Source organism: Saccharothrix obliqua, assembly GCF_019375475.1.
Lineage (GTDB): Bacteria > Actinomycetota > Actinomycetes > Mycobacteriales > Pseudonocardiaceae > Actinosynnema > Actinosynnema obliqua.
Genome location: NZ_JAHXGQ010000004.1, coordinates 746844 through 764253 on the forward strand (window position 1 = coordinate 746844; position 17410 = coordinate 764253).

The following is a 17410-nucleotide window of genomic DNA, read 5'->3' on the forward strand; positions in this document are numbered from 1 at the left end:
CGGGCCGGGGCGCCCCCGGCCGCGCTGATCTCGGCCGGCGCCTCCGGGCAACCGTCGAGCGGTTCGGTCGGCACCCGGACGTCCTCCGGCCGGCAACCTGATCACGCGGCCGACCGACCACCCCCGAGGAGCCCAGCCATGACCGACCCGTTGAACCCCGTGCCCGCCCACCCCGTGCCCACCCACTCCGCGCTCACCCCCTCCGCGCCCACCCCCTCTGGCCGGCTCCCCGCGCAGGCGCCCGCCCGCGAGGACTTCGTGGACGTGCCCCGCGGCCGGCTGTGGTTCTGGGACACCGGCGGCGACGGGCCGCCGGTCGTCCTCGTGCACCCCGCCAGCGGGAGCGCCCTGTCCTGGCCGCACCAGCAGCCGGTGTTCGCCCGCGCCGGGTACCGCGTGATCGCCTACTCCCGGCGCGGGCACCACAACTCCACCCCGCCCACGCCCGGCGCGCCCGGCGTGGGCGCCGACGACCTGCACGCCCTGGTCGAACACCTCGGGCTGCGGCGGTTCCACCTGCTCGGCGCGGCACTGGGCGGCTCCTACGCCGCGGACTACGCGTTGCTGCACCCCGGGCGGCTGCTGAGCCTGGTCATCGTGAGCAGCTTCACGGGCATCTCCGAGCCGGAGTTCCGGCGGGTGACCGGGCGGCTGCGCCCGCCGGGCTTCGGCGACCTGCCGCACTCGTTCCGCGAGCTGGGTCCCGCCTACCGCGCGGCCGACGAGGCGGGCACCCGCGCGTGGCAGGAGATGTCCGACCGCTCGGTGAGTGGTCCGGCGGTCGAGAGCCAGCGGTTGTCCGCGCCGATCGACTGGGCGCGGCTGTCCGGGCTGACCACGCGGACCCTGTTCGTCGCCGGCGACGCCGACCTCTACCTGCCGCCGCCGGTCGCGGACATGATCACCGCGCACCTGCCGGACGTGGCGACGGTGGTGTACCGGCAGGTGGGGCACTCCGCGTACTGGGAGCGGCCCGCCGAGTTCAACCGCGACGTGCTGCGGTTCTGGTCCGGCGACCGGTCGCCGGAACGCGCTCACACCTCCGCGACGGCGGGTTCGACGCAGTAGACGGTGTACGCCGAGCGGATGATCGGCTGCGCGACGTTGCGCACGCGCACGCCACCCGGCGTCATGCCCTGCTCCGCGCCGAAGTGGGCGTGCCCGTGCACGGCCAGGTCCGTGCCGGTCGCGTCGATCGCCTCGCCCAGCAGGTAGGAGCCGAGGAACGGGTAGATCTCGGGCGGTTCGCCGCGCAACGTGTCGGGCACCGGCGCGTAGTGCGTCAGCGCGATCTTCACGTCCGTGTCCAGACTGCCGAGAGCGCTCTCCAGGCTCTCGGCGATACCCATCGTGTGCTGGATGAACGCCTTCATCTCCGGCTCGCCGAACGCGCTGCCGCACTTGCCGGCGAACCCGCCGCCGAACCCCTTCACCCCCGCGACGCCCAACGACTGCCCGTTGACGTCGAAGGTGGCGGTCTCCCCTTCCAGCACGACCACGCCCGCGTCCCGGAGCACCCGCGTGATCTCGTCCGGCTGGTCCGAGTGGTGGTCGTGGTTGCCCAGCACCGCCACCACGGGCACCGGCAGGCCGGAGAACTCGTCGGCCACCACCCGGCCCTCGGTCACCGTGCCGTGCCGCGTCAGGTCGCCCGCCAGCAGCAGCACGTCGGCGTGTTCGCCGACCTTCTCCAGCGCCGGCCGCAGCAGCCCCCTGGAGTCCTCGCCGAGGTGCACGTCCCCGACCGCGCCGACGCGGATCATCGCAACTCCTCCCGACCGCCCGGCTCACCCGCCGGCACCACCCGGACGTCGTCCAGCACGGTCAGCTCCGGCGCCACCTCGTGGATCACGGCCTCCAGCTCGTCGCGACGCTCCGCGCAGGCCACGTCGCCGGACAACAACACGTTGTCCCCGCGCACGGTCACCCGCACACCCAGTTCGGTGGTGCGCGGGTCCTCGGCCAGCGCCCGGCGCAACCGGGCGGCCAGGTACTGCTCAGCGGTCATGGCGCACTCCTGATGTCCAGGCGTTCGACGAGAACCAGGAACGCCTCGGCGTAGGGGGAATGAGCGGTTGCCTCGACCACGCGGGACCAGTCGATCTGCTCTCGTAAAGCCCGCGCGAACGGCAGCAGCTCGCTGAAGTCGCACCGGTGCCCGTCGAGCACGAGGAGCTTGCTCACCATCACCTCGGTGGCGGGCATGACGGGCAGCGTCACGGAGCCGACCGCCAGGTCCTCGGCGCGGGCCAGCGTCTCGTCGGTGACCGGCAGCTCGTTCGGGCGGAACAGCAGGTCCACCAGCGAATCGCCGTCGTACACCTTCAGCAGCCAGTCCTCGGGCGGGTCGGCGGCCCGCATCCCGGCCGCCACCAGCGCGCTCACCGCCGGCTTGGCGTCCTCCTCGCGCACCAGGATGTCCACGTCGTGCTCGGTCGCCGGACCACCCCGTGCGTACACCGCGCACCCGCCCGTCAGCGCGAACGGTATGCCTTGCCCACGAAGCGCGTTGGCGGCTTTCACCAACGTGCGAAGCAACTGGTCCTGAACGCCGCTCATGCCCTCGGTTACCCCGCCCGGACGAGCTTCACACCGGGGCACGTCGCCATACCCTTGGGGTGACACGTGGACGTGGAGCGGAGGCGGGCGGTGACCGCGGTGGTGGCGGGTGGGGCGTTCGTGTGGCTGGGAATGGTGCTGGCGATCTCCTTCCTGGAAGCGCCGCTGAAGTTCCGGGCGCCCGGCGTGACGGTCGTGATCGGACTGGGCATCGGCCGGATCGTGTTCCGCGCGCTCAACACCGCCGAGGTGGTGCTGGCCGTGCTGGTCGTCGTGGCCGCGGCGACCGGCACCGGGGTGAGCGGGCCGGTGCCGGTCGCGGTGGCCGCCGCGGTGGTCGTGCTGGTGGTGCAGCTGGTCGCGGTGCGCCCGGCGCTCAACCGGCGGTCCGACCGGGTGCTGGCGGGTGAGGAGGGGCCGAGATCCCGCGTGCACCTGGTCTACGTGGCGTTGGAGGTGGTCAAGGTGGTGGCGCTGGTCGTGCTCGGCGTGGCCGCCGTCGCCGCGGTGTAGCCGGTCACTCCGGTCGCGGTGCGATCGAGTTCCAGAAGTCGCAGTGGTGCGTGCGGCCGATCTCGGCGGTCATGGCGCTGTTGCCCGCGGGCAGCAACGACATGACGCGCGGGTCCGACCGCGTGTAGGGCGTCCAGCGCGGCGTGCCCGTCGCGGTGGGGTCGCCGGTGCGGGCGAAACCGCTCCACTGCGCGATGATCTGCCGGCCGTACGCCTGCTGGTTGGCGTTCCAGGAGCCGCTGTTCGTGGCGAAGAGGAAGTTCATCTCCGAACCGTGGAACGCGCCGTTGGGCTTGGTCTGGTCCAGCCAGCCGGCGGGTGGCGAATCCGGGTTGTCCACCTGGAACGCGTACACCGTCAGGTGCCGCGACAGGCGTTGCGCGGTGAGCAGGGACGGGCACACGGAGTTGGAGTCGGCCACCATCGTCCGGTACGCGATGAAGGCGGACGGTTCGGGGAAGCGCTCCAGCGGGTAGCGGGCGAACACCTCGGCGGCGTGCGGACCGTACTGCTGCCGGACCAGCTCCTCGTACTGCGCCGGGGTTTCCGCCGGGGCCAGTTGCACCTCGTCCCGCGCGACACCCGCCATCACGCGTGCCGGGTTGACCCGACCCCGGGCGAAGGCCGCGGCGGGTCGGCTCGGGATGGTGACCCCGTCCACGACGGGCGCGATGGTGCCGTTGTCCGGCCCCATGCCGTTACCCGCCTGCGCCACCAGGCGATCCGCCGGCAGGGCGCGCAGGCAGGCGGCGGTGTTCTCGGCGCAGCCGAGGGCGGCGGCGAACCGCGCACCGGCCTGCCGGGCCTCCGGACCGGTGGGCCACCGCGCCGAGCAGTCCTGCGGCTGCCAGGAGGTGTTGTGCCCGAGCAGCGAGTTGTACTGCCCGCTCTGGATGACGGCCTTGTGGAACAACCCCCGCGCCGCGGGCGACACGAGGTGGGCGCACACGCTCGACCCGCCCGCCGAGGAGCCGTAGATCGTGACGTTGCCGGGATCGCCGCCGAAGGCCGCGATGTTGCGCCGCACCCAGCGCAGCGCCTGCTGCTGGTCCTGCAACGCGTAGTTGCCGGAATGCGCGCCGAGTTCGTCCGCCGCCAGGAAACCCAGGACACCCAGCCGGTAGTTGATCTCCACGCTGATCACCTGCCCGGTGGCCGCGAGGTGCCCGGCGTCCTGCGGGCCGAACAACAGGAAGCCGCCACCGTGGATCTGCACCATGACCGGGAGCGGTCCACCGCGGACGTTCCGCGGGACGCGCACGTCGAGGTTCAGGCAGTCCTCACCGGTCGGCCGCCCCTGGCCACCGGGTTGCGGGCACCACAGACCCGGTCGCGTGGCGGGGAAGGTGTCCGTCCACGGCGTCACCGGTGCGGGCGCGCGCCAGCGCGACTCACCCACCGGCGGCGCCGCATACGGGATGCCGAGCCAGGAGGTGACGTCGCCGCGGACGATGCCGCACACCGGCCCGTCCGCGGTCCGCACCTCGGTTCCCGCCGCGCACTCGGGCGCTTCCCCCGCGGCGGGCGCCATCGCGGCCCCACCGGTCAGCAGCACCGGTACCGCGCACAGGACGGCGATTACGAGCGCACGTGATTTCCACACTGGTCCCATGGGCAACCCATTCCTCGGAAGGTCGGAACGCGAGCCCATGCTGGGTGACGCGGTCGACCCGGGACCAGGGCCGTCACCCGACCGCGACTACTGCTTCGGGGGCGAGCGGCGATACCACGACGGCCCGCTACGCCACTCGGTCGTCGGTGTTGATCGGATCGGCTTGTGCGTAGCCGTAAGCGTTACCGTCGCGCGCGGACGGGTCCGGTGCGAAGAAGCGGCCGATACCGGCTTCGTAGACGCGGTGGTCCAACAGGTACTGGCCTTGCCGCAACTGGTAGGCGCCCCGGTAGCGGAACGGGTTGGCCGCCGCGGCGGAGCCGGTCGCCGTGACCGCGCCGTACGGCGCGTAGGTGTACTCGGCGGCGAGATTCCCCGCCGTGTCGACCAACGCCAACACGCTGCCCTGGTGGTCGGTGACCACTCCGTACCGGTTGCCCGCGGCGTCCTTGAGCCCGACCAGCGTCCCCTCGGTGTCCCGGGTGTAGAGGGATCGCTGCCCGTTGTCCGCGATCTCGGAGACACCGAGCGCGGTGCGGGTGAGCACGTGGGTGACCGGGGCCGCGCCGCCTGGGGTCTCGGTGATCGTGCGGGGCTCGCCCTGGTCGGCGGTGTCGTAACGCAGGCTCAGCACTTCGACTCCGCCCGCGGTGCCGGTGAGCAGCTGGTTGGTGGGGCTGTAGGTCATACCCGACCCGGGGTTGGCGGTGGACGTGAGGTTCCCCGCGCCGTCGAAGGCGACCGTCATGCCGTTGACGGCGGTGTACTGGTCGGCGGCGTTGACGGTGTAGGTGTTGCCGTCGCCGGTGAGCACGTTGTCCGCGTTGTCCAGGGTGTAGGCGCGGTTCCCCGCTTTGGTCAGCCGACCGAGTCCGTCGTAGGTGTAGGCGGTGGTGACGCCCTTGGCGGTCTGCGACTGGACGCGATCGGTGTCGCCGCCGTCCGGCCTGGTGTAGCGGTAGGTGGCTTTGAGCAGTTCCACGCCTGCTTTGGCGGCGGTGGTGGAGATCCGCCGCCCGGAGTTGTCGTAGCCGGTGTTCTGCACCGCGCCACCGGGGAAGTTCGTGGTGGTCCGCCGGTCGGCGTTGTCGTAGCCGAACGTCGTCGTGCCACCGTCCGCCAGTGACGTCAGGCGATCCGCCGCGTCGTAGGTGTACGTCGCGGTGCCGGCGGGCGTGGTCAACGTCCTGAGGTTGCCCACGTTGTCGTACGTGTAGGACACGATCTCGGTGTCGCGGGTGACCTTGGTGAGCCGGTTGCCCGGGTCGTACTCCAACGTCCGGGTCGCACCGGGCACCTGCGTGCCGGTCAGGTTGCCGTTCGAGTCGTAGGTGTTGGCCTGCAACACCGTCGCACCGTGCGTGATCGACACGACGCGGTCGAGCTTGTCGTAGCCGTAGTCGATCCGGACCCCGTTGCCGTCGGTCACGCTCGTCACGCGCGACAGCGAGTCGTAGGTGTAGCCGGTGGGTTTGGCCGGTGCGGGCGGGGTCGTCCTGATCCGGTTGCCCGCGCCGTCGTAGGCGTAGGAGGTCTTGGCCCCCTTGCCGTCCGTTCGGCTCTCCACCAGGCCGAGCCGGTTGTACGTGTAGGTCCGGATGTCGGCGTTCAGGTCGGTCGAGCGCACCTTGGTCAGGTTGCCGTCGAGGTCGTACTCGCGGGAGGTGCGGTTGCCCGAGCCGTCCGTGAACTGCGTCGGCAGGTGCGGGTGCGCCGGGTTGGTGTAGCCGGTGGTGGTGCGCGCGCCGGTCGGCAGCCTCGTGCCGGTCGGGTTGGCCAGGGAGTCGTGGCTGTGGGTCGTGGTGTGCTGCAACGCGTTGGTGGTCGTGCTCAGGTCGCCGGCGGCCGTCCAGGTCTGCGACCGCGTGTGCCCCAACGCGTCGGTCGTCCTGAGCAGGCGGGCGGAGTCGAACTCGTGCCGCGAGGTGTGGCCGTTCGCGTCGGTGACCGTGGTCGTGTTCGCGGTGGACGAGTAGGTGGTGGTCGCGCCCGCGCCGTCCGGGGTGGGCGTGGTGAGCTTGGACAGGCGGTTCCGGTCGTCGTACTCGAACCGGTAAACGCCGCCGCGGCTGTCCGTGATCGTGGTCGGCTGGTACGGGAACGACGACGTGTACGTGATCCGGACCTTCCCGCCCGCGCGGTCGGTGAACTCGCTGAGGTTGTCACGGCTGTCGTACGCGTAGTCGCCGTAGGTCTGCCCGGCCGGGTCGGTGATCGACTTCGGGCGTCCCCGGTCGTCGTGGGCGAACGTCGTGACCCGCCCCTGCGTGTCGGTGACCGAAGCCGGCGTTCCGTCGGCGTGGTAGCGGTTGGTGATGGTGTTGCCGTTGCGGTCGGTCCGGGACACCAGCCACCCGGAACCGGTGAACAGCCACCTCTCACCGGTCGCGTCGAAGGACACCACGTAGCCGCCGGACGTCCTGGCCAGCTTCGCGTGCAGCCCCTGCGGGGCGGCGTACGTGCCGTCGGCGTTGAGGGTGAAGAAGACGCAGTAACCGTTGGGGCCCTGGAGGACCGTGCCGGACGAGTAGTGCGACAGGCCGATCGCGCCGTGGTTGAGCAGCCAGCTGCCGTCGCTGTTCTCGCTGTTGTAGAAGCGTTCCACGGACAGGTCGAGCCCGGTTCCCGGTATCGTCAGCTCGCGGTACGCGAGCACCACGTTGCGCTGGTACAGGTTGACCAGCACCTCGAACCGGTCGCTGACCGGTCGGCGGTCCATCGCGTACCACGGCAGGATTCCCAGGTAGTCGCTCGCACACGTGCTCGCCAGCGGTTCCACGGCCGACCGGTGCGCGCCGTCCGCCGACGTCCGGGCGCGCGCGGGTGGCGGACCACCGACCGGATCGCGGTTGACCTCCCGCGGCGGCGCCCACGTCGGCGGCGTGGCCGGAGGATCGGCCGCGGCCGTGCCGAACCCCCCGCTCATGACCGAGGCGACGAGCAGCGCGACGCCGAAGGCGCGCGGCAGGAATCCCTTGCCCCTCACGGAAACCCCCCTCGTGACCGGAAGCCCCCCGGCACCCGGCCAAGCCGAAGGTAGCGCTCTTGGGCGGCGGAAGCACGTGCCCGGCGGAGGAGCACACCAATGCACCAACACCGGCCCGGCCCGACGTGGTCGGCACGCCGGGCAACCGTCCGCATCCGGTTGTGCCGCAACGACGCCCGACCTTCCGGCATCCGTGCTCGAAGACACTCGAATGCGCCTGGCCCGTCACGTTCCGTACCCGCCGCGGGGGCCACCGGACCCGTCCACCGGCAGCCGATTGGATCGGAATCCCGATGTACTTCGTCCCACCGGGCGGACGTCCCCGCGCACCGCCGGATGCCGCCGCGCCGCTCTCCGCGACACGCACCCCGGCTGACCGGTGCCGTGTACAACAAGCAGCATCGTCCTTTATGGACGAACAAGATACCCTTGCCACAGAAGGGCGTTGCTTGGCAAGCGCGTTATGCTGTGACGGCGGACGCCCCCGGACGGCGGTAGGTGACCCCGGCCGCACTCGGCAGACTTCGATAGGTCCAGACCAATCGTGGAGTGGAGGCACTGTGCGGAGCTTCATCAACCGCAAGCGCACCGTCCGTACCCTCGCCGCAGTGGCCATGGCCGTCGGCGCGCTCAGCATCACGGCGGGCCCGGCCGCGGCCGCCGGTGGCCCGGCCACGCTCGACACCGCGTGCGTCGCCACGGACATCAGCCTCGACCCGGCGGCACGCACGGCGAGCTGGTCGGTCGACTGCACCAGTCGCCGGTACGTGCACGCCGACGTCACCGTGTTCGCGGGCGGCGTGGCGCACAGCAGCCCGTCCGAGGGCCAGTGGGTCAACGGCGGTGACACCTGGACCGACGTCAACGTCTACCCGCAGACCACCCCGGCCATCGACCACCTCTGCGTGCACCTGGTCAGCTTCGTGAACCCGAGCGACCCGTTCGACCAGCCGGAACTCGTGGGCCACTCCTGCGTGTGACGCCACCGCGAGACCGACCCGGTGCACCGGGTCGGTCTCGCCGTGCGTCCATTGTGGACCACGACTCCTCGCGTGGTGCGAGCGGATCAAACGCGAGGCAGGTAGGCGGCGACCTCCGCCAGGGCGTCGAGCGTGTCGTGGTCGAACCTGCCGCCCGGCGCGTTCTCGGCTTCGGCGAACGTGACGGCGCGGCCGTCCCGGTCGCTACCGTAACGCAGGCCGGTGAACTCGACGTCGGCCATCTCCAGCGCGGCTGAGCCCAGGGGGCGGATGTCCCCGGTGCCGTGCTTGTCCATCACGGTCTTCAAGCGCCGGGCGGCGCCCGCGTCGGCCATGACGACCCACACCACCGACACGACCGCGGTGCTCCCGGCGTCATCCACCAACGCGAACACCGCCCGCTCCAATGACGTGCACCGCGTGCGGGCGAAAAGCTGCTGAACCTCGCCGTAGGACACGGCCAGGCACTCGGCCTGTTGTCGCCCGGTGCGCCGAACCTGCCGCACTTTCATGGACCGCCACGCGCCGTCCGCATCCCCCTTGCGCGCCGCCTTCCGCCCTTGGCTGCGCTGCGCGCGTAACGCCGACGACGAAGTCCCGCCACCGGCTCCGGCGACCTCACCCGCGACCTCCCCGGCGACGCCACCCACCGTCGACACGCCGCCCGAGGCGAACACGCCCAACGCCAAGGCCCCGGCGACCACAACACCCGCACCGCCCTTCGCGGGCGTGATCGGCCTTCTCCGGCCCTGCGAGTCGGTGTAGAAGTCCGGCATCGTCCCTCCCGCGTACTCGACCGATCGGCCCCGTAGCCGATCCGGCACGCAGCGTATCGGCAGCGTCCGACAGGCCCTTCAGGCCGCCGGAGCGGGCCGCCTCCGTAAGACGCCCAACGCGCACGGCCCCAGGACGTGCCGGGCGTGCGTGATCCCCTGGTTCCACTGCCATGCTTACAGCTCGAGACTCCGTATCCCGAGCATGGAGGACGGCACGGTGAACCAGCCCCCCGGCACGTCGAGCGGCCCGGCGCGGCGGCGGATGCCGGGCACCGCCCCGGCGCGCTCCCACGGCGCGCGGATCGCCGCGACCACGCGCGTCCAGCCCAACCCGTCCGGCGCGCCGGAACCCGCCGTGTCCTCCGGGGCACGCGCATGACGGGCGAGAAGCGACGCGGTCGGCCGAGCACGGGTGTGCGCGAGGCGGTTCTCGCGGCCACGGAGGAGCTGTTGCGCGAGGTGGGCGCGGCGCAGTTGTCCACCAGGAACGTGGCGCGGCGGGCGGCGGTGGCCGAGTCGAGCATCTTCTACCACTTCGGCGACCGCCTGGGGCTCCTGCGCGCGGTCGTGCACACGCACCTGCCGGCCTACAAGGAGGTTGCCGACCGCCCGGCCGGGCAGGGCAGCCTGCGCGACAACCTCGTGGCGCTGCTCGACGGCCTCGAATCGTTCTACCTGCGCATCGCGCCGATCCTCGCCGCCGTCCAGTCCGACGTGGAGTTGCGCACCCGGTTCGCCGAGCTGGACGGCGAGGTCGGGCCACAGCGCTCGCTGCGCCCCGTGGCGGCCTACCTGCTCGCCGAACGCGATCTGGGCAGGGTGCGAGCGGACCTGGACGTGGACGCGGTCGCACTGATCATCACGGGCGTCGCCCACCAGCGCGCGCTGCTGCGCCACCTCTCCGGCCGGACGTCCACCGCGAGCAGCGCCCAGGTCGTCGACACGCTCCTGCCGACCGTGGCCCCACACCGTGTACCGTAATACTGAGTATCCACTCGGTAAACCCGGCGAGGCCCCATGCTGCTCCGCTTCACGCACGCGTTAGCACTGCTGTCCACAGGTCTGCTGGCCGGCGCGTTCGGCTACGGCGCGCTGAACGTGGCGCAGACCTTCAACGCGGTGCCGATGGACGTGCGCCTGACCTTCCACGCGGCGTTGATGAAGATGAACGGCGTCGTCATGCAGACCGCGATGGCGGCGGCGATCGCCACCACGCTGGCGCTAGCCGTGCTGCTGCGTGCCGCGCCGCGTTACCTCGCGGGTGGCGCGGCACTGCTGGCCGTGACGTCGTTCCTGGTCACCAGGCTGGGCAACGTGCCGATCAACGGCCAGATCAAGGTGTGGGCCGTCAGCGGACCCCCGCCGGACCACCTGGAGATCCTGCAACGGTGGGAGGCGTTCAACGCAGCCCGCACCTGCACCGCGCTGGTCGCGTTCCTGATCGTGATCCACCTCGTGCTCCGCAGGGGCATGGCTGGTAGTACAGCCGCAATGCGGGACATCTGAGGCGTCGTCGCCGGCAGCGGCTGTGCCGGTCGCGGACCAGGCCACAGGAGTCTGCTCTCGTCAGCGGTGCCCCGGACCTCCCCGGCATGGTGTGGCTACGGCACCCTACGCGGATACGACGCCTGGTACTGCCACATCACCCTGTCCGCTGAGGCGTGAAGACGAACGGCTGAGTCGTGGTCACCAACCGGAAGCCCCGCTTGCGCAACGTCGGCGCGGACGTGGGCAGCGCGTCCACGAACGCATGCGTCCGGCCACGCTGACGCGCCTCCCGTAGGCGCGCCCCGACGACCGCGGTGAACAGCCCCTTCCGCCGATGCGCGGGCTTCGTGCGCCCGCCGGCCAGCTCGGCGTGCGGGCCACCGGGCCGGAAGTGCACGCGACCGCAGGCGGCGGGCTCATCGCCGACATAAGCGATGTGGATGCTCATCTCCTCCGGCGTCTCGCGCAACACCGCGGCCAGGTGCCGGCACTCCCGCTCCACATCGCGCCGCCCGCTCGCACGAGAGATCTCCGCGTAGTCCGCCAAGTCGTGCTCGTCGCGAACGCGCCGAGTCCGCACGTCGCCACCATCAAAAGCACCCACGTCGTCCAACGGCAACACCAACACGGCTTCCACGTCGTCAGCCACGAAACCCGCCGCCGTCAACCGCCGGGGCAGGTCCGCGGGCACGTCGTGGCCGTAGAGCTTCCACTCCAGCACGTACCCCGACTCGGTGGCGGCGGCGACCTCGTCGCGGATCACCCGGTCGACGTTGTCCGGTGTGCAGGTGGCGTGGACGATGCGGCACTCCGTCCGGTCGGCGGAGAACTCCCGCACCACGTCACGCCCCGGGGAGCCCAGGGCGCGACGCTCGGCGTCCAACCACGCCAAGACCACGGTGTCCGCCGACTGATCCATAGCTCCCCCGATGACCGTTCTCGCGACGTGCGGATCATCGTAGTCTCGTATCAGGCAATCGCGCCCGACGTCGTGTCGGCACGACTCGACGAGTCAACGGCACCGGGCGCGGTACTCGCCGGGCGGAACGCCGTGGGCGCTGTGGAAGGCGCGGCTGAAGTCCGAGGGCACCGGGAAGCCCCAGCGCGCGCCGATGGCGTGCACGGGAACGTGGACCAGCGCGGGGTTCGCCAGGTCGCGGCGGCAGCGGTCGAGGCGGCGGGCTCTGATGTGCGCGGCGACGGATGTGCCGTGCTGCTGGAAGACCCGGTGCAGGTAACGCAGGGAGATGTGGTGGACCTCGGCGATCAGCGCGGGTTTGAGCGCCGGGTCGGCCAGGTTGCGGTCGATGAAGTCCTTGACGCGCAGGAACAGCACGTTCGGCGGCGACTGTCGTGCCGGGACCGGGTCACCGGCCGAGCAGTGCGCCAGCAGGGCCTCCACCAGGTCGATGGCGGTGTCGCCCAGGCGTGCCGCGTCCGGTCCGCTGTAGGGCACCCGCTCGACGGCGATGGTGTTCAGGAACTGCGCCAAAACCCTTCCCATACCTTGTTTTCCCGGCAACGGCACCGCAAGGATGCGGTCCACCACGCGTGACGGCGTGGCCAGCAGCCGTTTGGGCAGGTGCAGGTACAGCGACGAGTGGCCGAGCTGGAACGAGCTGACGAACGGCCGCGAGCTGTCGTAGAGGACCAGGTCCTCGGGGCGCGCCAGGTGCCGGTTGCACACCTGCGCGGTCGAGTGGAATCCCGCGCGGCACAGCGAGAACAGGTAGTGGTCGGGATCGGACTGCCGGATGTCCTTCCCCGTCCGCTCCACGACCAGCGACGAGGACGTCGCCATCGTCAGGTCGACCGCGCCCAGCCGCGTGGTGCTCACCCGCGCGTTGAACGCCTGGTCCAGGAACCGCATTCGCAACCGGACCGGCACCTGGCCGGCCGCGTCCTCCCACGCGGGCACGCGGTCATCCGCCGGAATCCCGGCCGTGTCGAAAATTACGTCCACGGTGACTCCCCCTTGTGGTGATCTCCTCCCCGCGCCCAGTGTGCCGCGTCAACGACCGGGCGCAGGGCGTCGGCGACCACACCAACCCGAATGTCGGACACCGGGTCGGGCGAAGCGGAGTGCGCCCGGTGCCAACCGGTGGGCATCGGTTGCCAACGACGGACGACCGGCCGGCACGACACCATTGGACCCGACTGCCGTGCCCGTGCTTCCGCACCGCGCGCACGGGTCGGCGACGGAAGTCGAGTCCTGCCCGGATTCACCGGGCGCACGCACGGGCAAAGGAGAACACATGTCTTTGCGGCCACTGTTCGACGTCGCGGCGTCGCCGCTCGACGCGGCCACGACCGCGAGGATGGACGGCGACGAGAACTCCCGGACGTGGGGCCGCGAGGACGGCACCGACCGGCAGGGTTGGACCGGGAACACGCGGCGGCGGCACTGATCGCTGCCGACCGACGTGGAATCCGGCTGCTCATGCCATTCCCGAGCCGACGAAACGCGTTGCCGGTGCCGCGATCGGCCACACCGGGACGACAACGCCGCGGCGGAGCCGGTCCGCCACGTCGAGGCCCCGGATCCGGCGACCGCCACGTGCCGAGCCCGGGGTGTGCACCCCGGTGCAGGAACCGTGATTGGTAGGGGCCGCGTGCGGGCGTCTTCGCGGTCGGCATCGGGCGACAACAGCGGCCCGGCCGTCCCCGACCCGCGGACCGGAGATGTTCCGGCATTCGCGTAGGCCGATGACGAGGTGGCGGCGGCCGAGTTCATCGAGGGGTTGGACTCGGCCGCCACCGCCGAGGCGTGTGAACGGCACCCGGAGCCGAGCCCTCGACCAGTCGATCGAGTGACCGGGTCCGCACCACCGCGGTCGAAGCGCCGGAACCGCCGTCCGCCGGCGTGGCGACACCGGAGGAGGACCGCGCGGTGGGCGGTGCGCCGGGAACTCGGGCCGGGCGCGTCGGCCTGGAATGGGGTACATGCACCCCGAGGTCGCCCTAACCCGGTTGGCCATAATCCGTTCGTGGCTCAAATTGCGCTGCGTAGGACCGGCCGCGCCGGTACCACGCCGACGGATTGACGTGCATTCGAACCCGGCATTAACTTAAAGCAACACCGATTCACTGGCACCGCAGAATTGCGGACGGAGGGGTGGCCGTGAAGCTTGTCAAGTTGTTCAAGGACGAGAATTCGGGCGGCAACGGGTGTCCGAGCGTCTACGTGGCGGAGAGCGGTGAGTTCGTGGTGCAGGGCCACGTGCTCGACGCAGCCACCAGTGCCGAGTTGGAGGACGTGCTGCCTGGGGAGACGGCGGTCCGCATAGCGCCCGAAGTCGTGCTCGGCGCCGTGGAGCGTTACCGCGCGCAGAACGCGGGGTGAGCCGACATGGGTGCGCGGTACCTGTCCCTGGACGACCCGGATTTCAACCGGCACTTCACCGAGTTCGAGTTCACGGCCTATCGCCTGGAATCGCTGCAACGTTACGACGTCACCTACGAACGCGACGAGTTCCGGCGTTTCCTCGCGGGTGAGAGCCGGGGCGAGTTCCCGGGTATCGGCGCTTGGGTGCGCACGGTGCGCGAAGCGGTCAACGCGGGCAAACGCGTGCACCGGGTGCACGTGGTGCAGGAACCTTTGTCGGACTACGTGCGGTTCGAGTGCGGTTGGGCCTACGAGCACACCGTCGCCGCCGGTGAGGACGTGCGGGTCATCCCGCTGGCCCGGGAGAACTGGCCCGCCGGCCTGCCCCGTTACGACTACTGGTTGTTCGACTCGACGGTGCTGGTCGAGATGCACTACGACGCGGTCGGCACGTTCCAGCACGCGGAACTCGTGGACGACCCGCGCAAGGTCGTGCGCGCCAACTACTGGCGGGACCTCGCCGTGACGAAGGCGGTGCCGTACCGCGATTACGCCGCCCGCCTCGACCGGCGCCCGTTCGAGGTGGTGTGAGGTTGGTCGGGGGCAACGACTTCTCGGGCGGGAGCGAGTTCGTCGTCCAGACCGGTTCCCTGGAGGGCGGGGTGCACCTGCACGCGCGGCGGCGGGACGCCTTCCCGCCGCCGCGGCAGCTCCCGCTCGACGTGCTGCGGTTCGTCAACCGCGAGGTCAACCTCGTCGCCCTCGACGCGCAGGTCGGCGTCGTACCCGTGTCGACCATCGCGGGCCCGCCCGGCGTCGGGAAGTCCGCGCTCGCCGTGCACTGGGGCCACCGCGTCCGGGGCCGGTTCCCGGACGGCGACCTCTACCTCGACATGCACGGGTACGGGCCGGGCACGAGGGTGAGCGGCGACCAGGCGCTCGACCACTTCCTGCGCGCGCTCAACGTCCCGCCGGACCGCATCCCCGGCCACGTCGAGGCACGCGCGTCGTTGTACCGGTCCCTGCTCGACGGCAAACGCGTGCTCGTGGTGCTCGACAACGTCACCTCGGTCTCCCAGGTCCGACCACTCCTCCCCGCATCACCGAACTGTCTGGCCGTGATCACCAGCCGAAGTCGGTTGTCCGGCCTCGTCGTACGTGAGGGAGCGGTTCGCATGACGCTGGAAGAACTCAGCACGGAGGAGTCGCTGGAGTTGTTGCGCCACATCGCCGGCGCCGACCTGGTCGACTCCGACCCACCCGCGGCGCGGCAGGTGGTCGGCTGGTGCGCGCACCTGCCGCTCGCGCTGCGGATCGTCGGCGAGAGGCTGGCGAGCAGACCCCGGCTCACCCTGGCGGACCTGGCCGCGGAGCTGTCGAGCGAGCACGCCCGGCTCGACGCGCTGGGTTCCGACGACGACGAGCTGAGCGACGTCCGCACCGTCTTCTCCTGGTCCTACCAACAACTCCAACCCGATGCCGCCCGGCTGTTCCGGCTGCTCGGGCTGCACCCCGGTCCCGACATCAGCGAGCAGGCCGCCGCGGCGCTGGCCGACCTGCCTCCCGCGCGGGCGCACCGGCTGCTGGACGCGTTGACCGGTGCGCACCTGCTCTCGCAGCCGTCGGACGGCCGGTTCCGGCTGCACGACCTGTTGCGCCTGTACGCGGTCGAAAGGGCGCAACACGACAACGACCGCGACGCCGCCGTGGACCGCCTGTTCACCTGGTACCTGACCACCGCCGACGCCGCGCGGCGGGCCATCCTGCCGCACTCGCACGCCATCAGGAGCCTGCCCGCGGTGCGGACCGTGGAGTTCGACTCCGTCGACTCCGCGATGGCCTGGTACGAGGAGGAGCGGCAGAACCTGTTGGACTGCCTGGAACTCGCGACGCGCACCGGGCGCCACCGCTTCGCGTGGCAGCTCCCCGTCGTGGCCGACGGGTTCTTCGAGCTGCGCTCGTACTGGCACGACTGGTACGAGGTGCACCGCCTGGGGCTGGCCGCCGCGCGCGCCGCCGGCGACCGCTACGGCGAGGCATCGAACCTGCTGTGCCTCGGTGACGTCAACTGGCGGCGGGGCACGTACGACGAGGCGTTGACCTGCTACACGGCGGCGGTCGGGATATCCCGCGAGATCGGCGACCGTTGGCTCCAGGGTTTCGGCCTGCGCGGCACCGGCCTCGTGCACGAGGAACGCCGCCGGTTCGACGTGGCGATCGAGCACTTCCGCGCGGCGAGCGAGGTGTTCACGTCGGCGGGCATCGACCGGGGCGTCGCGATGTGCTTGCTCAGCATCGGCAACTGCCACCGCCACTCGCACCGCTTCACCGAGGCCGTCGAGCAGTGCGAACGCGCCGTCGCCGCGTTCGGCGACCTGGGCGACCCGTGGAGCGAAGCCTGGGGCCGCTACACGCTGGGCCTGGCCTACCAGAACCTCGGGCGCCTGGACGACGCGCACCGGTCTTTCAGTGCGGCTCTCGGCATGTTCCAGCGGTACGACGACCACCGCAGCGTGGGCATGACGCTGACCGACCTCGGCGAAGTGCTCCAGGCGACCGGCGACACCCCCGGCGCGCGACGCCTGTGGTCCACCGCGGTGGAGATCTTCGAGGTTCTGGAGGACCAACGCGCACACGAGGTCCGTCAGCGGTTGGATCGCACGGTCACCTAGTTCGCCTCTCGCAAGCCATGCTCTGCTCCTCCAGTCGGCAACTTCCAGGGCTGGCCGGGCACCCGTCGGACACGTCCAGGTGAATCCGGTTGAGACACAACCTGGAGGCTCGGTCGGAGCATGAGCCTAAATAGGCGGAAGGCGGCCCGGGCGATCCTGAGGAGGTGATGACGAGCGCCTGCGCGCCTGCCTGTCGAGTGGTACCGGCGTGCACACTCCCTCCAGCACTGCACTCAGAGACCATGCCGACTCGCTGACCGACTACGAGCAGCCCACCCGACACGACGTACGGGCGCTCGTGCCCGGTAGCACGTGGGGCGCTCGCGGGTCTGGGACAGCAGGTAAGAGCGTTCAGCTTCCGGAAGCCCGGCACCGGCCAGGCACCCGCGACCGCGATGTGCCTGCCGGGCTGTGGTGACGGCTGCCCTCCCGATACGCCGCCGAGCCGACCCATCGAGCCGGCGCTCCGGCCGGTCGCTGCGCAACGCTCGGCGGGTGC

General features: G+C 71.2%; 18 protein-coding genes. 10 read left to right on the forward strand and 8 right to left on the reverse strand.

Translation table 11 applies throughout. The annotated features are described in order from the left end of the window. Positions 1 to 138: 138 nt before the first annotated feature. Entirely contained in the window at positions 139 to 1068 is a 930-nt protein-coding gene (locus KZQ38_RS16660; RefSeq protein ID WP_219442944.1) for an alpha/beta fold hydrolase, read from the forward strand. Here the strand turns inward: KZQ38_RS16660 and KZQ38_RS16665 are convergent. From KZQ38_RS16665 to KZQ38_RS16675, 3 genes are read right to left on the reverse strand one after another with little or no spacing between them, the layout of a single operon-like run. Next, positions 1035 to 1763 (reverse strand): metallophosphoesterase family protein, encoded by a 729-nt coding sequence (locus KZQ38_RS16665; protein ID WP_219442945.1) that lies wholly within the window; start codon positions 1761 to 1763, stop codon positions 1035 to 1037. The genes KZQ38_RS16660 and KZQ38_RS16665 overlap by 34 nt on opposite strands. Beyond that, the gene (locus tag KZQ38_RS16670) at positions 1760 to 2008 is read right to left on the reverse strand and encodes a BON domain-containing protein (protein ID WP_219442946.1); all 249 of its coding nucleotides are present in this window, start codon (positions 2006 to 2008) and stop codon (positions 1760 to 1762) included. The genes KZQ38_RS16665 and KZQ38_RS16670 overlap by 4 nt, the downstream gene beginning before the upstream one ends. Next, positions 2005 to 2559 carry a nucleotidyltransferase family protein gene (locus KZQ38_RS16675; RefSeq protein WP_219442947.1) on the reverse strand — a complete coding sequence of 185 codons (555 nt, stop codon included), beginning with the start codon at positions 2557 to 2559 and terminating at the stop codon, positions 2005 to 2007. The genes KZQ38_RS16670 and KZQ38_RS16675 overlap by 4 nt, the downstream gene beginning before the upstream one ends. 132 nt (positions 2560 to 2691) lie before the next feature. Between KZQ38_RS16675 and KZQ38_RS16680 the strand changes: the two genes are divergently transcribed. After that, positions 2692 to 3072, forward strand: a complete 381-nt coding sequence (locus KZQ38_RS16680) for a hypothetical protein (RefSeq protein ID WP_219443033.1) — start codon at positions 2692 to 2694, stop codon at positions 3070 to 3072. Between the two features lie 4 nt (positions 3073 to 3076). Here KZQ38_RS16680 and KZQ38_RS16685 read toward each other — a convergent pair whose 3' ends face one another. Next, a complete protein-coding gene (locus tag KZQ38_RS16685) occupies positions 3077 to 4684 on the reverse strand; it encodes a carboxylesterase/lipase family protein (RefSeq protein ID WP_219442948.1) in 1608 nt (535 codons plus the stop codon). Between the two features lie 127 nt (positions 4685 to 4811). Beyond that, on the reverse strand, positions 4812 to 7670 hold the full coding sequence (locus KZQ38_RS16690; RefSeq protein WP_219442949.1) for an RHS repeat-associated core domain-containing protein: 2859 nt from the start codon (positions 7668 to 7670) through the stop codon (positions 4812 to 4814). A 560-nt stretch (positions 7671 to 8230) separates the two neighbouring features. Here KZQ38_RS16690 and KZQ38_RS16695 point away from each other — a divergent pair. Beyond that, positions 8231 to 8650, forward strand: coding sequence for a hypothetical protein (locus KZQ38_RS16695; RefSeq protein WP_219442950.1), 420 nt, complete (start codon positions 8231 to 8233; stop codon positions 8648 to 8650). Positions 8651 to 8736: 86 nt separating this feature from the next. Here KZQ38_RS16695 and KZQ38_RS16700 read toward each other — a convergent pair whose 3' ends face one another. After that, positions 8737 to 9426: a hypothetical protein gene (locus tag KZQ38_RS16700; RefSeq protein ID WP_219442951.1), complete on the reverse strand. Its 690-nt coding sequence runs from the start codon at positions 9424 to 9426 to the stop codon at positions 8737 to 8739. Positions 9427 to 9643: 217 nt separating this feature from the next. Here KZQ38_RS16700 and KZQ38_RS16705 point away from each other — a divergent pair, with 217 nt between their 5' ends. The 3 genes from KZQ38_RS16705 to KZQ38_RS16715 are packed head-to-tail and all read left to right on the forward strand — an operon-like array spanning position 9644 to position 10932. Continuing rightward, positions 9644 to 9805, forward strand: coding sequence for a hypothetical protein (locus KZQ38_RS16705; protein ID WP_219442952.1), 162 nt, complete (start codon positions 9644 to 9646; stop codon positions 9803 to 9805). Further along, entirely contained in the window at positions 9802 to 10407 is a 606-nt protein-coding gene (locus KZQ38_RS16710; protein WP_257901444.1) for a TetR/AcrR family transcriptional regulator, read from the forward strand. The genes KZQ38_RS16705 and KZQ38_RS16710 overlap by 4 nt, the downstream gene beginning before the upstream one ends. Positions 10408 to 10443: 36 nt before the next feature. Further along, positions 10444 to 10932, forward strand: coding sequence for an anthrone oxygenase family protein (locus tag KZQ38_RS16715; protein WP_219442953.1), 489 nt, complete (start codon positions 10444 to 10446; stop codon positions 10930 to 10932). 136 nt (positions 10933 to 11068) lie between these two features. Here KZQ38_RS16715 and KZQ38_RS16720 read toward each other — a convergent pair whose 3' ends face one another. Beyond that, entirely contained in the window at positions 11069 to 11833 is a 765-nt protein-coding gene (locus KZQ38_RS16720) for a GNAT family N-acetyltransferase (protein WP_219442954.1), read from the reverse strand. A gap of 93 nt (positions 11834 to 11926) precedes the next feature. After that, positions 11927 to 12877 (reverse strand): helix-turn-helix domain-containing protein, encoded by a 951-nt coding sequence (locus KZQ38_RS16725; RefSeq protein ID WP_219442955.1) that lies wholly within the window; start codon positions 12875 to 12877, stop codon positions 11927 to 11929. Between the two features lie 292 nt (positions 12878 to 13169). Between KZQ38_RS16725 and KZQ38_RS16730 the strand changes: the two genes are divergently transcribed. The 4 genes from KZQ38_RS16730 (at position 13170) to KZQ38_RS16745 (ending at position 16911) form a co-directional block, all read left to right on the forward strand. Further along, a complete protein-coding gene (locus KZQ38_RS16730) occupies positions 13170 to 13322 on the forward strand; it encodes a hypothetical protein (protein WP_219442956.1) in 153 nt (50 codons plus the stop codon). A 713-nt stretch (positions 13323 to 14035) separates the two neighbouring features. After that, complete coding sequence (locus tag KZQ38_RS16735) at positions 14036 to 14257, forward strand: hypothetical protein (RefSeq protein ID WP_219442957.1); 222 nt, start codon at positions 14036 to 14038, stop codon at positions 14255 to 14257. Positions 14258 to 14263: 6 nt separating this feature from the next. Further along, positions 14264 to 14830 carry a DUF6879 family protein gene (locus tag KZQ38_RS16740; RefSeq protein WP_219442958.1) on the forward strand — a complete coding sequence of 189 codons (567 nt, stop codon included), beginning with the start codon at positions 14264 to 14266 and terminating at the stop codon, positions 14828 to 14830. Further along, complete coding sequence (locus KZQ38_RS16745; protein WP_219442959.1) at positions 14827 to 16911, forward strand: ATP-binding protein; 2085 nt, start codon at positions 14827 to 14829, stop codon at positions 16909 to 16911. The genes KZQ38_RS16740 and KZQ38_RS16745 overlap by 4 nt, the downstream gene beginning before the upstream one ends. Positions 16912 to 17410: the final 499 nt, after the last annotated feature.